Origin of the sequence: Acidobacterium capsulatum ATCC 51196, from assembly GCF_000022565.1 — a bacterium.
In the GTDB taxonomy this organism is placed as follows: domain Bacteria; phylum Acidobacteriota; class Terriglobia; order Terriglobales; family Acidobacteriaceae; genus Acidobacterium; species Acidobacterium capsulatum.
This window is the reverse complement of sequence record NC_012483.1, coordinates 1,555,970-1,576,156: the sequence shown is the minus strand read 5'-3', so window position 1 is coordinate 1,576,156 and position 20,187 is coordinate 1,555,970. Positions and strand designations below refer to the sequence as shown.

At 57.7% G+C, this 20,187-nt stretch carries 16 protein-coding genes; 12 read left to right on the top strand and 4 right to left on the bottom strand.

All coding sequences use genetic code 11. The features are described 5' to 3' along the window. The first annotated feature begins 30 nt into the window (after positions 1–30). A complete protein-coding gene (locus tag ACP_RS06350; protein ID WP_041839358.1) occupies positions 31–3,075 on the top strand; it encodes a sensor histidine kinase in 3,045 nt (1,014 codons plus the stop codon). A 185-nt stretch (positions 3,076–3,260) separates the two neighbouring features. Next, positions 3,261–4,652, top strand: a complete 1,392-nt coding sequence (locus tag ACP_RS06345; protein ID WP_015896463.1) for an NAD-dependent succinate-semialdehyde dehydrogenase — start codon at positions 3,261–3,263, stop codon at positions 4,650–4,652. Between the two features lie 126 nt (positions 4,653–4,778). Here the strand turns inward: ACP_RS06345 and ACP_RS06340 are convergent, their stop codons facing one another. Together ACP_RS06340 and mdlC are read right to left on the bottom strand one after the other, a co-directional pair. Next, positions 4,779–5,741 carry a quinone oxidoreductase family protein gene (locus ACP_RS06340; protein WP_041840021.1) on the bottom strand — a complete coding sequence of 321 codons (963 nt, stop codon included), beginning with the start codon at positions 5,739–5,741 and terminating at the stop codon, positions 4,779–4,781. A 211-nt stretch (positions 5,742–5,952) separates the two neighbouring features. Further along, the gene (gene mdlC, locus ACP_RS06335) at positions 5,953–7,590 is read right to left on the bottom strand and encodes a benzoylformate decarboxylase (protein WP_015896461.1); all 1,638 of its coding nucleotides are present in this window, start codon (positions 7,588–7,590) and stop codon (positions 5,953–5,955) included. A 528-nt stretch (positions 7,591–8,118) separates the two neighbouring features. Between mdlC and ACP_RS06330 the strand changes: the two genes are divergently transcribed. From ACP_RS06330 to ACP_RS06320, 3 genes are read left to right on the top strand one after another with little or no spacing between them, the layout of a single operon-like run. Then, positions 8,119–8,904 carry a hypothetical protein gene (locus tag ACP_RS06330; RefSeq protein WP_041839357.1) on the top strand — a complete coding sequence of 262 codons (786 nt, stop codon included), beginning with the start codon at positions 8,119–8,121 and terminating at the stop codon, positions 8,902–8,904. 12 nt (positions 8,905–8,916) lie between these two features. Next, positions 8,917–9,801 (top strand): hypothetical protein, encoded by an 885-nt coding sequence (locus tag ACP_RS06325; RefSeq protein WP_015896459.1) that lies wholly within the window; start codon positions 8,917–8,919, stop codon positions 9,799–9,801. A gap of 14 nt (positions 9,802–9,815) precedes the next feature. Further along, positions 9,816–10,283, top strand: coding sequence for a hypothetical protein (locus ACP_RS06320; protein WP_015896458.1), 468 nt, complete (start codon positions 9,816–9,818; stop codon positions 10,281–10,283). Between the two features lie 65 nt (positions 10,284–10,348). Here the strand turns inward: ACP_RS06320 and ACP_RS17685 are convergent. Then, a protein-coding gene (locus ACP_RS17685) for an IS5 family transposase (RefSeq protein WP_085947570.1) occupies positions 10,349–11,124 on the bottom strand; the annotation gives its coding sequence in 2 pieces (ribosomal slippage) (positions 10,349–10,770 and positions 10,770–11,124; 777 coding nt in all). Positions 11,125–11,246: 122 nt separating this feature from the next. On the opposite strand from ACP_RS17685, the gene ACP_RS06305 reads away from it, so the two are divergent. Both ACP_RS06305 and ACP_RS06300 read left to right on the top strand, forming a co-directional pair. Further along, positions 11,247–12,518 (top strand): NAD(P)/FAD-dependent oxidoreductase, encoded by a 1,272-nt coding sequence (locus ACP_RS06305; RefSeq protein WP_041839356.1) that lies wholly within the window; start codon positions 11,247–11,249, stop codon positions 12,516–12,518. A gap of 220 nt (positions 12,519–12,738) precedes the next feature. Beyond that, a complete protein-coding gene (locus ACP_RS06300; RefSeq protein WP_015896456.1) occupies positions 12,739–13,428 on the top strand; it encodes an RNA polymerase sigma factor in 690 nt (229 codons plus the stop codon). A gap of 21 nt (positions 13,429–13,449) precedes the next feature. On the opposite strand, the gene ACP_RS06295 is transcribed toward ACP_RS06300, so the two are convergent. Then, positions 13,450–13,845 carry a hypothetical protein gene (locus tag ACP_RS06295; protein ID WP_148215063.1) on the bottom strand — a complete coding sequence of 132 codons (396 nt, stop codon included), beginning with the start codon at positions 13,843–13,845 and terminating at the stop codon, positions 13,450–13,452. Positions 13,846–14,003: 158 nt separating this feature from the next. Here ACP_RS06295 and ACP_RS06290 point away from each other — a divergent pair, with 158 nt between their 5' ends. From ACP_RS06290 to ACP_RS06270, 5 genes are all read left to right on the top strand, one after another. Beyond that, positions 14,004–15,341, top strand: a complete 1,338-nt coding sequence (locus tag ACP_RS06290) for a hypothetical protein (RefSeq protein ID WP_015896454.1) — start codon at positions 14,004–14,006, stop codon at positions 15,339–15,341. Next, on the top strand, positions 15,286–15,783 hold the full coding sequence (locus ACP_RS06285) for a tetratricopeptide repeat protein (protein WP_148215062.1): 498 nt from the start codon (positions 15,286–15,288) through the stop codon (positions 15,781–15,783). Before ACP_RS06290 ends, ACP_RS06285 begins: the two co-directional genes overlap by 56 nt. Before the next feature lie 178 nt (positions 15,784–15,961). Beyond that, complete coding sequence (locus ACP_RS06280; protein WP_015896452.1) at positions 15,962–17,113, top strand: HlyD family secretion protein; 1,152 nt, start codon at positions 15,962–15,964, stop codon at positions 17,111–17,113. A gap of 9 nt (positions 17,114–17,122) precedes the next feature. After that, a complete protein-coding gene (locus ACP_RS06275; protein ID WP_148215061.1) occupies positions 17,123–18,742 on the top strand; it encodes an MFS transporter in 1,620 nt (539 codons plus the stop codon). A gap of 11 nt (positions 18,743–18,753) precedes the next feature. Then, a complete protein-coding gene (locus tag ACP_RS06270; protein WP_015896450.1) occupies positions 18,754–20,136 on the top strand; it encodes a TolC family protein in 1,383 nt (460 codons plus the stop codon). The last annotated feature ends 51 nt before the right edge of the window (positions 20,137–20,187 follow it).

Below are 20,187 nucleotides of genomic sequence, written 5' to 3'. Positions count from 1 at the left end.
CAGCACTGTGAAACCAGGCGATCCGGCACGATGAACCGGATGCTCCTTATCTTCCTCGTCCTGCTTATGTGGGGAGCAGTGCCCGGGTTGCTGGCGCTGAATCCAGGCACCATGCTTTCGCAGTATGCGCACGCCGCGTGGCGTCTGCAGGGCGGCCTGCTGGATTCGCCCCCCTCCGCCATTGCGCAGACGCGAGACGGATATATCTGGATTGGCAGCAGGTCCGGGCTGCTGCGTTTTGACGGGGTTAGCTTTCATCATTGGCAATCTCCCGCGGGCCAGGTGAAGCTGCGCGACCCGGTCGTGAGCCTGCTTGGCGCACAGGATGACAGTCTCTGGATCGGAACGGTACATGGCTTATTCCACTGGAAGGAGCATCGTCTGATTGCCTTTCCCCGCTATGTCAGTCGCATTGACGCAATTGCCGAGGGCAGTAATGGGACCATCTGGCTTGCGCGGTCCCGCCTGGGGATGGACCGGCGCGGCCCGTTATGCCGAGTATCCGGTGAGAAGGTCCACTGCTTTGGCGTTGCCGACGGAGTTCCCTTTGACGGGGGCAGCGCGCTTGCTGTCGATGCGGCGGGGGCAGTGTGGATGGGAGGAGTTGCCTCTATTTTGCGCTATTCCTCGGATGGGCATGTCTCTGTTTACCCGATGAAGAGCAGCATATTGAAAGGGCTTCCATCCGCAGTGAGCTGTTTGAGCGCTGACCCTTCCGGGGGCGTGTGGGTCGGGATTGCGTATGCGGGGCCGGGTCTGGGGCTTGAGTATTTTGAAAATGGACGGTACTCCTCTACGCATGTCCCGGCATTCGCTTCCAGCAGACTGAGAGTCACCACCACTTACCGGGACCGCTCGGGCTCTCTGTGGGTTGGTACCTCGAATGACGGGTTATACCGGATTGAGGGCCATAGCATTCAGCATTACAGCAGTCTCGATGGTCTTTCGAGCAACGATGTCCATCAGTTTATGGAGGATGCCGAAGGCGATCTATGGGTCATTACCTCCAATGGCATTGACCGGTTCCGCGATCTGGCCGTCACAACTTATTCCCTCGCCCAGCATTTGAGCAGCAACGAAATCGACTCTGTTTTCACGAGCCGCGACGGAAGCGTCTGGAGCCTTTCTGATGGAGGGATCAATGTCCTCAAGCGAGGTGTGGTCACCGCCGTCCGCTTGCGCCGGCAGATCACCGGGAAGCAGCTTGAAGCGAGCCTCGAAGACAGAGAAGGCCGTGTCTGGATTGCAATGGACAAGGGACTGTATCTCTACTCGCAGGGGAGGTTTCTGCCTGTGACGAGAAGGTCCGGCAAGCCCATTGGTCCCGTGTTATCCATGGCGCAAGACCCGGCTGGCTTGATCTGGTGTGTTTCCCTCGGGCACGGAGATAACAAGCTCTTTCACTTCGATCCGGCGACACGCATAGCAGAGCCGGCCGGCGTTCAGCAGGCCTACTTATTCCGGGTGATTCCAGACATTCACCAGGGGGTATGGACGCTTTCCATTCAGGGAGAAGTGGCACACCTCGTCCACGGCAAGAACGCAGACATTCTCGAGTACAAGCTGCGGCCGCCCGGCAAGCAGGTCAGTACGATTCTGCAAGGAACGGGCGGCACGCTCTATATATGGTCCACCAGCGGTTTGACTCTCGTAAGAGGGAGCAGGCACCGGTTCCTGCCTGGAATCTCCGGTGATGCCTGCCTCCATACGTACTCCGACATCTTTGATCGCGGCGGCAATATGTGGGTCGCCAGCCGATGCGGCATCACCCGTTATGCTGCCAGGGATGTGAAGGAGTGGTGGCGTGCCTCAAAACTTACGTTTCATCACCCTCTGCGGCTCGGGCCCAGCGACGGTGTGGCTGTGTCGGGGCCGGTGTTCACTCCGGCCGTTTCGCGGTCGGCCGATGGCCGGCTGTGGTTCGCGACCGATAACGGGCTTCAGACCCTGGACCCCGCAGATCTTTCTCTCAATGCGAATCCTCCTCCGGTTTTCGTGGAGAGGCTGCTTGCGGACCATCACGTGTACCCTCTCGCGAACCTTGTGCGTCTGCCGGCCAGGTCCCGTGATTTGGAGATTGACTACACGGCTTTGAGTTTTCCTTCTCCGAGAAAGGTTTTCTTCCGCTACCGGCTTCGTGGGTATGACGACGGCTGGCAAAATGCCGGAACCCGCCGTCAGGCGTTCTATACCAATCTGGAGCCGGGAAAATATTCGTTTCAGGTCATCGCCTGCAACAATAGCGGAGTCTGGAACCAGCAGGGGGCTGCGCTGAACTTCATCGTGATGCCGGCATGGTACCAGATGCCGTGGTTCAGATTTCTCGCTGTTCTCGCAATCCTTGGCATTCTGACCGCGCTTTATCTCAGGCGTGTCAGCCTGATCGAGAGAGAGATGACCCTTCGCTTCAGCGAGCGCATGACCGAGCGCATGCGCATTGCGAGAGAGCTTCATGACACGCTGCTGCAGGCCATGCAGGGGCTCGTGCTGAGCATATCGAGTTTTTCGAGTCAGGCCGTCGTCTCCTCTGAGGTCAGGGAAGAATTGGAACGCTCGCTCGACCATGCTGACCGGCTGCTGGTTTCAGGCAGGAATCGAATCCGGGATCTGCGTGGGGAAGGCGGCGAATCAGAAACCCTGCTTGCATCGCTGAGCACTCTCGTGTCTCAAATCTTTGGCAGCGCGAGTTCAAAAGTTAGATTTACATGCGAAGGCATTGCCAGGCCGATCCATGCGTTTGCCCGCGAAGAAGTATTGATGATTGCGTCTGAAGCTCTCTCCAATGCCTGCTTCCACTCGGATGCGGATGAGGTGCAGGTGCAAGTGAGCTATCACGACAATGCGTTCCGGATCGCTATTCGAGACAACGGAAACGGGTTTGATGCCGGAGCCTCTCCTGAAGGGCATTTCGGAATCAGGGGCATGCGGGAGCGGGCAGCGGACATTGGAGCACATCTTGAAGTGCAGAGCGCCCCAGGGCATGGGACGGAGGTGTGCGTAACCGTCGCTGCCGAGCGCGCCTATGAGCAGCCATCGGGATGGCTGCGAAGAAGGTTTCGCCGTCTGAGACATTAAAGAGCAAGGGGCAGCACTCCCTAGTTCTGCGCGATGTCATCACGCAGCCGCTCTCCTCACCGTTAGCTATCCTTTGCTTACCTTATTCTCTCTCGCCCTGTCTGCTCTTATCAGACTGGTTAGGAGTGGCCTGCTTCTCAAGCTCGCTACGCCTTTCAAATTCTGTATCAGATCGGGGAGTTCCGATGAGTTACGACAGCGTCAATCCATATACGGGCGAACTAATGAAGCATTTTGACGAGCACAGCGACGAGGCGATGGAAGACGCGCTCTCACGCGCGGATGCCTGCTTCCGCTCATTTGGAACTGTGGAAGCGCGGGCGGAAGTGTTGAGAAAAGCCGCAGCTCTGATGCGTGAGCGTCGCGAAGATCTTGCAAGGATGATCACGCTTGAGATGGGAAAGCTCATTCGGGAGAGCCGGGATGAAGTCGAGCTGAGTGCGTCTATTCTGGATTACTACGCGGAAAAAGCGCCGAAGCTTCTCGCCCGGCGTCCGCTGGAGGAATCAACGGTGGGCGAGGCATGGCTTGAGCTTGAGCCCATCGGTGTGTTGATCGGCGTCGAGCCGTGGAATTATCCCTTTTATCAGTTGGTACGCTTTGTCGGGCCGAATATCGCGGCCGGCAACACCATTCTGATGAAGCACGCGCCGGGCGTGCCGCAGTGTGCGGTTGCGTTCGAAAAAGTGATGCAGGATGCGGGCGCTCCCGATGGAGCTTATATCAATCTCTTTCTCAGCAACGATCAGGTGAGCCGTCTGATCGCCGATCCGCGCATTCAAGGTGTAGCGCTGACTGGGTCAGAGCGGGCCGGTGAATCTCTCGCGGCACAGGCGGGCAAGGCACTCAAGAAATCCACGATGGAGCTGGGAGGCAACGATGCCTTCATCGTCATGGAAGATTTTGATCCCAGGCTTGCGGCCAGAATGGCTGCGCAGGGCCGCATGGGAAACTGCGGCCAGGTCTGTGTAGGCTCCAAGCGGTTCATCGTCGTCGATAAGATCGCAGATGAATTTCTGGCCGAGCTGATGCGGCTCATGGCGCAATATATTCCGGGCAATCCGATGGATGAATCGACTACGCTGGGACCGCTCTCTTCCAGTTTGGCGCTGGACCGGCTGGTGGAGCAACTTGATATAGCCCTGCGTCATGGGGCGACATTGCTCATGGGAGGCTCTCGCCCTGCCGGCCCGGGAGCCTTTCTTTCGCCAACGATCCTGACGGATATTGACCGCTCCAATCCGGCCTACTCGCAGGAGTTCTTTGGCCCTGTCGCGATGTTCTTTCGTGCAAAGGATGAAGACGAGGCCATGAAAATCGCAAATGATTCTCCCTTTGGACTGGGCGGAGCGATCTGCACCTCTGATCCGCGGCGGGCGCGCCGCCTGGCCTCCAGGCTTCAGTCGGGTATGGTCTTCATCAACTATCCCGCCCTCACCGCTCCTGAACTGCCCTTTGGAGGCATCAAGCGTTCTGGATACGGTCGTGAACTCTCCGGCCTTGGAATAGAGGAGTTTGTGAACAAGAAGATGGTGTGTATGGTCGATCCCGCAAAGGTACGACACTCGGTTTCGTGAGGAAGCTTTTCCGCGGCGTCTCACCCGGTTGCACGCAAACGCGAACTCCGCACCGCTGAAGACACAAAGCGGCCGCACGGAACGGTGAGAGCCATTTCCCCGATGGCTCTCACCTTCGCGGCGCGCTCATGCGAGTGACAAAAGAATCTTTCCCTTGGAACGGCGGCTTTCCAGCAACTCATAAGCCGCGGCGGCTTCTTCGAGTGGAAACACCGTATCGACATGAACGTTTAGAACACGATTCTGGTACATCGCGAAAATTGCATCCGTCCGCTCTACGTACTTGCTGTGGGGCCGAATGTAGTCGAACGACATGGGACGCGTGATGAAGAGCGAGCCCATCGCGCTGAGACGGCTGAGATCAAATGGAGGAACCGGCCCACTGGATGCGCCATAAAGCGCAAGCATCCCCAGCGGCCTGAGTGATCTTAGCGATCCTTCAAAAGTGGTCTTGCCCACGCCGTCATATACGACGTCCACACCAACGCCATCCGTCAAGTTCCGAGCCGCTGCATCAAAGTCCACATCATGGTAAAGGATGACCTCGCTGGCGCCTGCGTCCTTTGCAATGCTGGCTTTTTCCTCTGACGAAACTGTGGCGAGGACTCTGGCGCCCGCTCTCTTCGCCATCTGTGTCAGCAGGTGGCCTACACCGCCGGCGGCTGCGTGAACGAGAGCGGTATGGCCTTCCTGCAGCGGAAAAGTTGAGTGTGCAAGATAGTGGGCGGTGATGCCCTGCATCATGAGGGCTGCAGCGACTGACAGCGGAATCCCGGCGGATATTTTGATGACCATGCTGGCATCGACGGCCGCGTACTCGGCGCAGCTTCCTAACGGCCCGTACCAGGCAACGGGGTCTCCTTCTGAAAATCCAACAACACCTTCGCCCACACCTGCGATGTAACCAGAGCCTTCCGCGCCCGGGACAAATGGGAGGTCAGTCTTATATTTTCCCTCGCGGTAGTACACGTCGATGAAGTTCACTCCAGAAAAGCAAACGCGTATGAGCACCTGGCCCGTGCGAAGTGTGGGCATGGCTACATCGCGTACGTTGAGGACCTCGCGTCCTCCAAGAGCTGTGATCTGCACTGCTTTCAACTTTCACCTCCATCTCAATCAGTCATCTATTCGCGCCGTGAGGCATAAGCATCGCGCGGCGGCCGGCTTCGGTGCAGAGAGGGCACTCGCTGTTTGTCATGCGCGGGCTGCAGCTCTGGACCTCGCAAACAGGAAAGCCATCCCTGACACCGCAAAGGCGGCGCGGCGGCATCGAGATGGCTTCCACCAAAGAAAGGGGCTTTTATGCTTTCACCGAAGGCGGGATGAGCGGTTTCAGCTCCTGTTTGATCGGAACAGCAATCAAGGTTGGCCCCTCAGCTGCGAGCGCCTGCCGGAAGGCAGCCTGAATTTGTTCCTTCGTATCGGCCTTGATTCCCCTGACTCCGTACCCTTGGGCCAGTGAAACGATGTCAAGATAGGGCAGATCAAGGGCGGGAACATTGGGCGTCCTTTCAAGAACCGCAAACTCTTTGAGAATTGCGTATTCTCGATTGCACGGCACGATGTAGATGATCTTCAGATTGTGTTGTGCCGCCGACGCCAGGCTTTGCACCGAGTATTGCAGGGAACCATCACCAATGAGCATGACAACGGGCAGGCCTGTTCCCAGCTTCTTTTGAGCCAGCGCTACACCCACCGAAGACGGAGCATTGTGACCAAGTCCTCCGCTCGCATAAGTGAAATAGCGCATAGGCTTCAGCGCTGGCCAGTAGTCACGAAACTGCATGAAGTTCGACGGTGACTCCTCCACAACAATTGCGTCTTCAGGACGAACCTCGCCCAGCGCCGCATACAGTTCCTCTGCCGTGAGCGGCATCCCGGTGCTGGAGGCAGGCGGCGTCTTCTTTTCCCTTCGCGCGGGAAGAGGAAGCGATGAGCGGTCCTCGACCAGATCGTGTAGTGCCAGCAGTGCGAGCTTAGCGTCTGACAAGAGACTGTCGCCGATGAGCGCGCTGCCAGCATCTGTAGGATCGTTCGTGATCTGGAGCAACTCCGCTCCCGCCGGTACAACCGGGCCAGGAACATAGGGATAATAGCGGAAGACCGGGGCGCCGATGACCACGATCAGGTCATAGCCCGCGAGGATCGTGCTGATCGGCCCCATTGCCTGTGGCAACTGCATTTGAAATAGCGGATGCGTCTCGGAAATGGACATGCGTTCCGAGGCGGGTGCCCGAAAGACCGGAGCGCGAAGTTTTTCTGCGAGCGCGATGCCGGCCTCCCAGCCGCCGGCCTTCTCGATCTCAGGCCCATAGATCAGGGCGGGCTTCTTCGCACCGGAAATGCGGCTTGCAAACTCGCGAATACGGTCCGGATCGGGAGCGACGCGGCTGCTGACCGTGCGAACATCCGCGATCCCGAGTGCGGGCTGATCCCAGTCGTCAAGAGGAATGGAGAGAAAAACGGGTCCCGCGGGCGGTTGCAGTGCGAGCGCGTAGGCTCTCATGATCGCGCGCGGAACATCCTGCGCACGCTTCGGCTCGTAGGCCCATTTCACATAGGGCCGCGGTAGCATGGTCTCGTCACGGTTCGTCAAAAGAGGATCGCAGATGATCATCTCTCTGGTCTGCTGGCCAGCCGTAATAATGAGAGGAGTTTTATTCTGAAACGCCGTCATGATGGAACCCATGCCGTTTCCTGTTCCGGCATTGGTGTGAAGATTGACCAGTGCGGGGCTGCCCGTGGCTTGCGCAAATCCGTCTGCCATGGCTACTGCTGAGGCTTCTTGCAGGGCGAGGATATAGTCGAAATCCGAAGGGAAGTTCTTGAGGAAGGGCTGTTCGGTGGAACCAGGGTTGCCGAATACAGTCGTCAGCCCCAGTTTCCGTAATAGATCGTAGGTTGCTTCCCACACTGTGAATGCATTTCCTGCTGACATATCTTTTCCTCTCGGTGCCGACGCTCGGGTTTTTGCAACGAGTGGCACGATGTTCCGATCAAATACGCGTTCACGCACCGTGTGCAGGGATGTGAAGTGATCTCACGGTGAGTCTCAAGCAGCAGCCGTGCATGTGCTGGCGTCTCCTGGCTGCATGGCAATGCGCGACAGCATGACGCTGCGGAACAGCCTTGAACCCCTCCTCCGCTTGTCAGACCGCAGCACCGTCCAGCCGGTTAGCTCACCGTGAAGACACCCCTGAGAACCTTCAAACCTCCGCCCAACTCATGCGAGCATGCCCAAGGTGAGCAGTCTGGGGTTTCAATCATGATCGGTTCGATAAGCAATATTTCTTCACGCCGGCTTAGCCTGGCCCGGCGTTATCAGCGCGTCCATCGTTCGAAGCGCAGGACGACGCTTGGCGCTATGCCCGTTCCGGATCTTTTCTGCAGATACGTCGCGGCTGGGTTTCTTCTGGCATTTAGCCTGCTAGCACTTGGGACACAGGCAAAGGGACAGGCTCTGACGATGGACGGAGGTTCTGGGGTCTTTTTCCAGCCGTGGGCCAATGTTGTGCCCGCGAAGCCCGGCCACTTCAATGGCCCGACGCTCAGTTATCACGCCGTTACAGCCGGGCCTGTTGCCGGAGACTACTTCAATGTCTCGGTCGAAGAAGGATTTGGAAACTGGCTGGAGTTTGGCTACACCCGCAATAATCACTCCGACGGCGGAGACCCGTCATTGAGCCCATTGTTTAACTATGCGGGGATGAACATATTTAATGCGAAAGCCAAGGTGATTCCGCAGGGTGGATTTCATCATCGTTGGCTTCCAGCTTTTGCGCTTGGAGGGGTGCTGCGCACCAACGTGCCTTACGTGAGTCAAAGCTTTGCGCACAAGAATGCCACCAACGGCGACATTTATGGAACGGCAACCGAGTTACTGGTCATCGATAAAAAGCTACCTGTTCTGATGAACGCCGGAGTCCGCGGAACGAATGGCGAAGTGTACGGCTATGGCGGCAATGCAGATCAATGGCAAGCGCTTGCTTTCGGTGCTCTGGCATTTCCTGTTCCTGTGAAGCATGTCCTGATCGCTCCCACGGTAGAGGTGGATCAGGAACCGCATCATCTCGCTTATGTGCCTTATGTGAGTATTCCCACCACGCTGATTTATGCGGTCAGAATCTCCGGGTATCCGAGTCAGCGATGGGCCATCGACATCGGAACGGGCCACGTCGCCGGCAATGCCGGCCCCGGAGTCAATCTCAAGGCAAACAATGCTCTCGCGATTGCGTTGGACTATCGCTTCTAAAGGAAGACTCCCATGAAACGAAGCTTCGTGCCAGGCATTATTGATGTGACTCGGGTGAGCGATGCCGACGAGATTCGCAAGCTCGTCGAGGATCAACGCCTGGATCGGAAGTTCGACTCTCGATGGCCTCTTCTGAACGCAGTATTCTTGCGTCGAGTTCTGCAAGCGCTCAGTTTTGGGGGACATCGGTTCCCGACACTTCGCGCAAGAGAGGACGATGAAAGGGCAGGGAACCAGAGTGCGCTATGGAACCAGTTGAATCGTCGCGCTGCCGCACTGAACGCGGCGAATCCTGATGTGGGGAGTCTGGCGCAATGGGTTGTGGGCTCGGGAAGTGACGAAGAGTTGGGCATCCTCACGCAGCAGGCCATCGGCAGGCTTTTCGTGGAGACATACACTTCTGATTCCGAAAGCTGGAAGGCCGCCAGGCTATTGGCTTCTGCTCCCCAGGCAAAAGGGCTCTCCAAATTCTCCCCGCGCTTCCGCCGGAAGGTAGTACGTGCGAAAGAATTGCTCGCCGCGAAGGTCAACGGTGATCTTGCCGGGGTACATGGCACGGGCGTGGCAATCCACAACGTCGTCAAGGGATTTCATCGCATGCGCCAGCTCTATCGCGACATCACGGTCCGTAAGCAGGCTTCTGCTGACGCGATCGTCGCAGAGTGCCTGTCTGCTCCGGCCATGGTTCTGCGGCAGGCGACAGAGAATGGATCGGCCCCCGGTTGCCCTTATAGGAAAGGCGCAATCTTTCTTTTGGAACTCGCGGCCGCGCAAACCAAAGCGAATGCAATGGACATGGTTTTTCTGGAGCGGGCATGGAGCCGCTGTCCGGCAGATCGTTGGGTTCCGGCACTCTTTCAGTCCGTTTGGAAGAGTGCAAATATTGGAAATCCTTAGCCTGGAGCCGCACGATGACCGGGAAAGCACTGCTGGCCTTTACCTTCGCGCATGTTGTTCTTAGTCTGGCTGGAATTGCAGCCGGCTTCATTTCCATTCTTGGTTTCCTGATGGGGCGGCACTTCCGCTTCTGGAGCAGCATCTTTCTGTGTGCGACTGCTGCAACCTGTGTGACCGGATTTCTATTCCCATTTCATGGCATCACCCCCGGCATCATTGTGGGCATAATCAGCCTGGCCGTGCTGGCGGTGGCTCTCCTGGCGCAAACGAATCACAATTCAGCGGCTTATATCTCTGCTGTCTGCATGGCAGAAGCTCTCAATGGACTCGTTCTGATCACACAGTTATTCGCAAAGGTGCCTTGTCTGCATCATTACGCGCCGACGGGAAGAGAACCGATAGCCGCTGCTTGTCAACTTATAGTTTTCCTCTTGCTTGCCACGCTGGCATGGGTGGGCGTTGTGAGAGCAAAGCCTCATTGAGGCAGCATTTGCTTCTGGCGAATAGATGCATGGGAGGCGATCGTGAATCCACTCTAGAAGCGGTCTCATAAATATCTGAGCATCATGTGGAGGCATGCGAGTTGAGCCATTCCGAGGTAATTTTCGATGTGGTACTCCCATCGGTTTACGAGCCTTCGGAAGTTGTGCATCCATGCGAAGAGCCTTTCGACCTTCCATCGCTTCCTGTAGCGGCGCAAGGGGCGGCCATCCTGTGTTTTGGAGCGGTTGCGACGGTTCGGTGCAATCATTTCGATTCCATAGTCTTCGGCCAGTTTTCTGTCCAGTCCGTCCGAGTCATAGGCCTTGTCGCCGATCAACCTGGCGGGAAGTTCGTCGAGGAAGCTGGCGGCAAGGGCATCTTCGACGAGATGGCACTCTGCCGGCGAAGCGCTTTCCACAGTAACGGCGAGTGGAAGACTGTTATCAGCGGCGATAGCGACGATCTTCGTGCCCTTCCCGCGGCGGGTCGGGCCGATGGCGAAGCCCCTTTTTTGGCGCTCGCGAAGGTTGCATCCACGAACGCTTCCTCCAGGTTGAGCTTGCCCTGCTCGTGCAGCAATCGCGCCAGCAGCCTCAGCGCTTCCACCAGCTTGCCATCGCGGATCCACTGCTGGAAACGGCGGTGGCAGGTTTGGTATGGCGGATACTTCTCCGGCAACTCACGCCACTGCGCCCCGGTTCCCAAGACCCACAACACACCATTCAGCACGGCCCGCGTGTCGTGCCAGGGACGGCCCCGCCGCACACCTGCCGAAGCAGGCCGCAACACCGGCTCTACCAACAACCACTGTTCTTCGGTTAACTCCCAGCGTCCTGCCATCCAAGCCGCGCGGAGACATCAGAGCAATTCCAGAATGCAACAAATCTCAACCCAAGGGAATTATGAGACTGATTCTAGAGAGATTAAGCAGGCAATGTAATGCAGATAGGTTGAGGCAATCAATGATGAAGAGTGGTCCGGTGGTGGTGATTGTCGGTGGCGGGTTCGGCGGGCTTGCGGCAGCGAAAGCGCTGAAGGATGCGCCCGTGCAAGTGGTTCTTGTGGATCGTTCCAATCATCATCTCTTTCAACCTCTGCTGTATCAGGTGGCGACGGCTGTGCTTGCTCCAGGACAGATCGCCACACCGATTCGAAGCGTGCTGCACGATCAGAAGAATGCTACGGTCATTCTAGGAAATGTAGTAGGGATTGATACCGAAGCGAAGGCAGTTCTCGCCGATATCAATGACAGCAAGAGCGTCCCCATACGTTATGACTTTCTCGTGCTTGCAACAGGCGCTCGCGACGCTTACTTCGGGCATTGTGATTTTGAGCGCTACACGTTCGGGTTGAAAACTCTGGCCGATGCCGTTGCGCTGCGCAACAGAATTCTCAGCGTCTTTGAAATGGCTGAGTTTGCGGAGGATCTGGAACAGAGACAGTCTCTGCTTACCTTTGTGCTTGTGGGGGCCGGACCCACCGGTGTGGAGATGGCCAGCGCTATCGCAGTGCTCATCCAGAGCACGTTAAAAAGCGACTTCCGCCGCATGGACCCGGCCATGGCAAGAATCATTCTGGTGGAGAGGTCGGATCGCGTTCTCGACAATTTTGATCCCAGGCTTTCCATGGCAGCGCAGAGGCGTCTGCAAAGTCTGGGAGTGGAACTGATGCTCGGGCAAACAGTGGAAGAGATCGATGATACCGGGGTCACCATCCATGGGCAGCACATCGCCGCGAGAACTGTGATTTGGGCCGCGGGTGTGGCGCCATCCCCCGCTGGTGATTGGTTGAAGGCCGAAACGGACAAGTCCGGCAGGGTCCTCGTACATCGAGATCTCTCCGTCCCGAACCTTCCCGAGGTCTTTGTGGTGGGGGACACGGCTCACTTTGAGCAGAATGGCCATCCGTTACCGGGCGTGGCACAGGTCGCCATCCAGCAAGGGCAATACGCGGCGAGAGTGATAGCGGCGCGTGTCGAAGATGCTCCATTTGCGCCTATGTTCCGCTATCTTGACAAAGGCAATCTCGCTGTCGCGGGTAGGGGATTTGCGGTGCTGCAGTCGGACAAGATTAAACTGAGCGGCTTCTGGGCCTGGTGGATATGGGCTGCCGTGCATCTGCGATTCCTGGCTGGCAACAACCTGCGGCTGAGCGTCAGCGTGCAATGGATGTGGACCTTTCTCACCGCTCAACGTGGCTCACGGCTGATCGTCAGGCATCACGCCAAAGATTGACGCTCTCGCCGGGACTCCGCAGGTGGTCGCGTTCCACATGGGCAGTTTCATTGCGCGGGAAGAGATGCAGGACGCAAAGGCGTCGCTCTCCGCAACCTCACGGTGAGAACACTTTTGCTAGCTCTGCAAAAGAGGCTTAACTACATCTACACCCGTGTCGCGAGATTCCATATCCGCTGCCGATGGGCAGCAGAGAAAGGCTCAGGCGCCAGCATTCTGCATGAATCATGAGAATACAATCCGGCTGTCTTCCTCTGATTCCCTTAGCTCTGCCACGAACACACGATCGCAGTTCTCTTCGGAATCTGCTCCCTCGGGCGATGTTACAGAGGAGGTGTTGCTCTGCCGTGCGAGGCGCGGAGATGTGTCTTCGTTTGAGTCGTTAGTTCATCTGCATAGACAGCACATGCACCGCGCGGCGTTGCGTGTGACTGAGCATCACGAAGATGCCGAAGAGGCTGTGCAGGAATCGGTGTGGAGTGCGTATCAGAAGCTCAATCAATTCCATGGGGATGCACAGTTGCGCACCTGGCTGACACGCATCACGATCAATCACGCCCTGATGATTCTTCGCAAGCGCAAGACCGGGCGTGTTATCCCATTGGCGTTTGAGGCAGAGGATGGGGAGACCTTCTTTGACCCGGCAGACCTGCGTCCGAATCCCGAGCAGCACTGCTATCGGCGCGAAATGAGCGGCAAGCTACAGACGGCTCTTGAGAGGCTCTCACCGGCATTGCGCGCCGCATTTGAGCTGCGTCATGTGGACGAACTCACGTCATCGGAGGCGGCCCGGGCGCTGGGCATATCCGTGCCGGCATTCAAGAGCCGTCTGATGCGAGCGCGGCAAACCCTGCAACGCAGGCTCAGCTATGCTTTCGATCCGGCCTCGGAACGCTGCAAGAGCCGGTAAGGAAAGGTTTTACTCCCCGGATCAAATTTTGTGCCTGCCATAGAAATCTCCAATGGCTGCGGAGATAGCCGCCCGCAATTTCTCCTTGGTAAAGGGCGCTACGATCACGTCGAAGCCGCCCGCATCGAGCACCGACGTCCACATCTCGAAATCACTTCTGATCGCGTAGACAAGTACCGAAGGGCGCGGCTCCATAGCCTGCAGATATCCCCAGAGGTTCCACCATTGCTCGGGTGGAAGGCTGCCAGATGGAATCAGGGCCACAGCATAGAAACTTTCCGGCTTGCCGTGAACAATTTCTTCGACGGTGGCGCATTTCTTCAGTCCCGTTGGCACGGCTAGTTGCAGTTCTTCCATTAAGGTTTGCATTCCGGGCGGTACAAGAGCCAGCGTTGGAACGGCTGCACGGTTAGTCATAGTTAGGTCCCTTACTCGGTCAACAGGCATTCTGAGGATAGGGCGCACATTCGATAGATTGGAGTGAGATAACCGTGATCACACTCTGGAATCAGGTCGGTAGACTGCCCGTACAATGACATCACTACACCGCGTCTGAGGTTTCCTGAAATATTAAGATGACCCGCTTCGATCAAGACGGTGCCGTCCCCGGGCCAGAGGCTCTCCGCGCTCTGGAACGCGTACTCAAGAGCCGCGCATTTGCCAGTTCGAACCGGCTTTCCCAGTTCCTTCGCTACACCGTCGAGCAAACGGTCGAGGGGAACGCCGATGTGCTGAAGGAATACACCATTGGAACTCATGCCTACGGCCGCAGAAGCGACTTTGATCCCAGTCAGGACACGATTGTGCGAACGGAAGCTCGCCGTTTGCGCAAGAAGCTCAAGGAATACTACGAAGACGAAGGCAAGCTGGATGATGTCGTCATGTTCTTCCGCTCCGGTAGCTATGTCCCAATCATCCGATGGCGTCAAAGTGTGGAGGGTCTTGTTTCATCTTCTGCCGCCCCGAGGGAGTATTTGGCCAGTGACCTATGGGTGCAGGGGGACGGCGTCTGGGTGAGCGTGGCACCTCTCTCCGCGCCGGCTGAAGAACGGGAGGCTTCTTCCTTCGCCTTTGGATTGGCTGAGGAGATTCTGCATCGCATCAATGAGCTGCAAGGGGTCAGGGCAGTTGCCGCCCCTGGAGGAGTGACTGGTAACACCGGAAATCAGCATCCGCAGGCGCAGGTGATCATTAGTGGAACCGTGCGGCGGGAGCAGGATGTACTGCGGGTCATCATTCGTCTGACATCAGCAAGCGGTTTAATGCTATGGTCGCAGCGTTACGATGCGGTGATGGAACGCGGTGCTCTGCTGAAAATGCAGGAGGCAATTGCAGCGGCACTGCTGAGCCGCATCTCGCCGCGTGAAATGATCGTCCAGCAGTTTTCAGGGACTCCAACCGAAGCCCTGCTCAAGCTCTATACAGAAGTGCTGGCAGCAGAGGCATTGCTTGAAGAAAGCACTCTCACCTCCATCAGCAAAGCGCTGCATCTCTTTGAAAAGCTACAAAGCAAAGCACCGGGCTATACCCGCATTGACTGCGGCATTGTGCAATGCTGTGTGGGACTCGCCCAGCGGGGGATGCACACTGCCGAGAAACATGTGAGCCGTGCTGTTCTTGTCGCTCGCCAGGCAGTTCTTCAATCTCCTGAGCAGCCCGAAGCGCACTCCGTGTTAGGGCTTGCTCTCGCGCAGGAATGGAAGTGGGCGGCTGCGGAAGAGAGCTTCCGCACGGCCTTGCGGCTTGGGAATCAGCATTCCATACATCGGCAGTTCGGCATGTTTTTTACTCATGACGGGAAAACTGCACGAGGCGTGGGAGCATCTTCAGTCCGCTCAGAGAATAGACCCTTTTTCCATGCGGCAGAAGGTTTCCATGGGGCGTTTTTTCTACTGCAGCCGCTGGCATGCTGAGGCCAACAGCTACTACGGCGAGATGGCCCGCTATGGTGAGCTTTCCATTGAACCTGCCTATTTCCTTGCGTTGCAACATGTCCAGACCGGGAACACCGAGGAAGCCCTTACCATGGCGGATCGTTTTGTGAGCCAGTCGGGAGCGGCTCCAGCCTATCGGGCAGCTATTGCAGAGTTGTACGCCTTATGCCAGCAAGAGGAGCCGGCCAGACTGCTGATTGAGCAAGCCCGCCTGCTGGACTTGGCTGCGCATCTCAGTCATTTCCGCAGGGCTCGCCTGTCTCTCGCCATGCATCAGCCGGCGCAGGCATTGGATCTTCTGCAGTCCTCATTCCTTCAGCGGGAGCCGGAGCTGCCCTGGATTGTGGCTGACCCTCTCTTCGATGACATTCGTGACGATCCAGCGTTCAAGAGAATTCAAAGCGCCGTCTATCCCTTCTGACTCCGCGCATGGTGGCCTGCTCACCGTGAGATGACGGCCCCTCACTTTCTGTGCGGATGCCGGAAATGTTCCTATCGAGACGTTGAATCCTCCACCTCCGACCGGTTCAACACCTTGTTGGTATCCAAATTGTTTTCGTTTTCTGCTGCCGTCTCGTGGGCAGGAGGGAGTGCGTCTGGTGAAGAAGTGGTCTTTCGTCATCCCTGTGGCTGTGTTGGCCACTGCGGCATTTCTGATTCTCGCCATTCGAGGCCATTGGACCTCGTGGCAGAGCGACGCCGTGGTGCAAAAGACCGACGATGCTTACGTTACAGCCAATCAGATTCCACTGAGCACCCGCATCAGCGGAACGGTAAAGGCTGTTGACGTGCATGACTATCAAGGGGTGCGTGCGGGTGAGCCGCTGATCGTGCTCGACGATGCGGATTATCAGGCTGTGGTGAGTGAAGCGCAGGCTGCCATTGCCGCGGCGCAGGCCGAGCTTGCCGCGAATCAGGCCGCAAAGCACGCCGCGGATGCACAAGTGCAAAGCGCCGCATCCGGCATTGCGCAGGCGCAAGCCGCCGCGCGGGCCGCGCAGGATGCGATCGCCGCCGCACAAGCTCAGGCTGACGATGCCGCCAGCGAATACCGCCGTGTGCATGCGCTTTATGCAAATCAGGCCGCTACGCAAGAGCAGTATGATCATGCGCTCGCGGCGCGTGAGTCCACACAGGCCGCACTGCAGGCCAAACAGGCGCAAGCCGCGCAGGCACAGGCTGCTATCGCCAGCGGCGAGACTGCCCGGGCAGCGGCACTTGAACAGCGTGCCGGACTAAACGCTAAGGACCGCGCCCTCGAAGCGCAAATCGCAGCGAAAAAAGCCCAGCTTATCGTGGCGCAGGTCAATCTTAGTTACGCCACCATCAGCGCTCCTGCCTCGGGCCGCATCGGCAAGCTTCAGGTGCATCCTGGTCAATTGATCGGTGCGGGCGTCGAGGTTGTCGACTTCGTGCCGCACGATCCCTGGGTCGAGGCCAACTACCAGGAGACGCAGTTGCGGCGCATCCGTGTGAGCGATCGGGCTGATGTTCATATCGATGCATTTCCGGGGCGGACCTTTCACGGCCATGTGCAGGAGATTGCCCCGGCCAGTGGCGCGGCCACGGCCTTGCTGCCCCCTGACAATGCAACGGGCAATTTCACTAAGGTGGTACAGCGCATTCCGGTCAAGATTGTTCTTGATGATCTGCCGCCGGGCGACCTGCTGCGGCCGGGCCTTTCGGCCGAGGTTGCCATTCATACCAATGACGTGCAGCGGGCAGCGCAAACTGCTGCCACGAGCAACTAGCAAATCGCGATGGCCGCTAATCAAAGCAGCATGCCCGCAAAACAGATTCGTCCTGTTCTGGGTATCTTTGCCGTCCTGCTGGGTGCTTCGCTTGCGACATTCTTTGGCCGACTGCTGAGCGTGGGCACGGCCGATCTGCGCGGGCCGCTCGGACTCAGCGCAGATGCTTCTTCGTGGCTCGGCACGGCCTACAACATGGGCATGATGTTCATCGGTCCTTTCTCGGTTTATCTGGGCGGCGTTCTGGGGCCGCGCCGTGTTTTGCTCTGGTGCGCCTGTATCTTCACGCTGGCTACATTTTTCATGCCCTTTGCCGGTCACCTCTCATGGCTGATCACGTTGCTGGCTATCGCGGGCCTTACCGCCGGATCTTTCTATCCGCTGACGCTCTCATTCATCCTGCGCAATCTGCCGCAGAAATATATGCTCTACGGCATCGCGGCCTACGCCATCGACATCGTGGTCACCACGCACGTCGCGGATTCCTATGAGGCATGGGTCATGCGCGATCTTTCATGGTGCTGGCTCTTCTGGAGCATCACAGCCGCGACGCCCTTTATGGTGTGGCTGGTGCAGTCAGGCATTCCCACGCAGCCCATTCCTCGCTCCGCTCCTAGGCAGCCACGTATAAGCTGGCGCGGATTTCTCTATGCCAGTCTTGGGGCTGCTCTCGTCTTTGGCGCGCTGGATCAGGGTCAAAGGCTCGACTGGTGGCACTCCGGCACCTTTGCCGCCATGGCGTTGTCAGGATCGTTTCTGATTCTTGCTGCGGTCGTTCGTCACTTCTGCCAGCCACATCCACTCGTCAATTTTCCATTTCTGCGCCGGCGCAACACGCTGCTGCTCGGCTTGACGGTGATGGTGTTCCGCTTCGTGCTGCTTGCTTCCGTTGTGCTGGTTCCAGGCTATCTCAGCGCAATCAAGGGCTACCGGCCTGATCAGGTGGGCCCCGTGCTGCTCTGGCTTGCGATTCCTCAATTTCTCGCGGGTATCTTCGCGGTCTATCTGCTCGGCAAAGTGGATACCCGGCTGGTGCTGGCCGCTGGGTTCTCTCTTATCGCTCTCGGCTCCCTGATGGATTCGCACCTCACCACCGCATGGGCCGGCAATACCTTCACCGTGAGCCAACTTGTGCTTGCCATGGGCGAAGGTCTTGCGTTCAACAGCATGGTGGGCGCCATTATTCTTGACATTCTCAATTCAGGCTCGCTCAATAAGCCTGCTGATGTGCTCACCTTTGCCGGGTTCTTTCAAACCATCCGTCTCTTTGGCGGCGAGGTTGGCGCTACCTTCATCCGTCACTTTCTGCATGTCCGCGAGGTCTTTCATTACAACCTGCTGGCGTCGGGCGTACAGGGCGGCTCTGCTCCACTGCTCGCTCGCGAGCGTGCCCTGCTCCCGGTCATGCAAAGTCGCGCGCTCACACAGAATGCGCTCGCCGGACGCTCCGTGGAACTTCTCGTTGTCAGCGTGCGCCAGCAAGCGTTCACCTTATCGTTGGCTGACAGCTTCACCCTGATTGCCACGGTCGCCGCTGGCTGCCTGCTCATCGCCGCCAGTCTGCGCGCGCTCAAGCTCGGCTTTCCACAGATCATCGCGACGCCTGGTGCGGGCAAAAGCACTACATAAGGAGGCTTTGCATGCCGGAAAAGCAAGAATGGAAATGGAAGACTCTGCTGACTGTCGCCATGCTGGCCACAGCCAGCGTGTGGCCGGCTCCTGCTCAACAAGCGGAGCCACTCACGCGCGAGCCGCTCGTGCTGACGCTGCCTCAGGCGGTTCATCTGGCCATGGAGCACAGCCACCGTCTCGCGCTGGCGCGTTTGGCTGTCGAAGACAGCCGCGAAGAGAAGCGCATCGCGCGGTCGCACTTCTATCCCAGACTCAGTAACAGTTCGAGCGTATTGCACATCAGTGCGCTTCAGGGGGTTGTGATTCCTGCCGGTGCCTTGACGCGCGGCACATCTGGTGCCGCTGTACCGGCGGATACGGTCCGTATCGATCAGGGCGCAAGCACCACCTATACCAGCGGAACGGGGCTGGCTCAGCCCATGACTCAATTCTTCAGAATTCGCGCCGGAGTGAGAGCGGCCGATGCAGACCTTCACTCCGCGCAACTCACCGAGCAGGATGCGGAAGATAATATCTCTCTGGAAGTTCATCAGTTCTACTACAGCTATCTCATCGAAGAAGCCCGCGAACGTGCGGCCGAGGATGCCGTGCATGCGGCCAGCGTATCCGCGGAGGAAGCGCGGCAGTCCGTGCAACACGGCCACCTGCTTACGAACGCCCAACTCGGGACACAGGCCAGCTTGCTGGACAAGCAGCAAGCAGTACTAGTTTCGCGATTGCATTTGGACGATATTACCCTCAAGCTGGATGACTTGCTGGGCCTGCCACTGGGCACGAGCCTGACACTGAGTTCTGCTGATCTGGAAACGCCGTCGATACTGCCGTCGCGCAGCCAGGCGATGCAGATGGTCCTCGAAAAAAGCCCGGCGGTGCTGAAGGCGCGGCAAGAGCTAAAAAAAGCGCAGGCCGGTGTCGATGCGGCCCGGGATGCATACATTCCTGACATTACAGGGATTGCGCGTTACAGCTATCAGAGCGGGCTGCCCTTCTTCACGCACAATTTTGGCACCTTCGGCGCATCATTCAAGTTCACCCTATTTGACGGAGGGGCGCGAGAAGCCAGGCTTCACGATGCGCACGTCAAACTGTCCATGGCGCAAACACAATTGGCCCAGTTGCAAAACGATGTGCGCATTGAGATCGCCGCCGCCTACGACAAAGAGGAGCAACTGCAGCAATTGGTCCAGGTGGCATCCTTGGCGCTCAAGGCTCACGAAGAGACGATGCGCATTGAAAAGCAGCGCGTGCAGGTAAAAGCTTCACTGCCCTCCGCAGAGGTAACGGCTCAATCAGAAGTCGCCAGTGCAAAGGTGAATCTTCTGGGCGCGCGGCTGAATCTTTATCTTGCTCAAAACGATATCGGCCGTCTGCTGGGCATGAAGTTTCAGTAGGTACGCTTCTAATGGCGAGGCGTTTATCATGCCTGAGGTGCAGCACTCGGA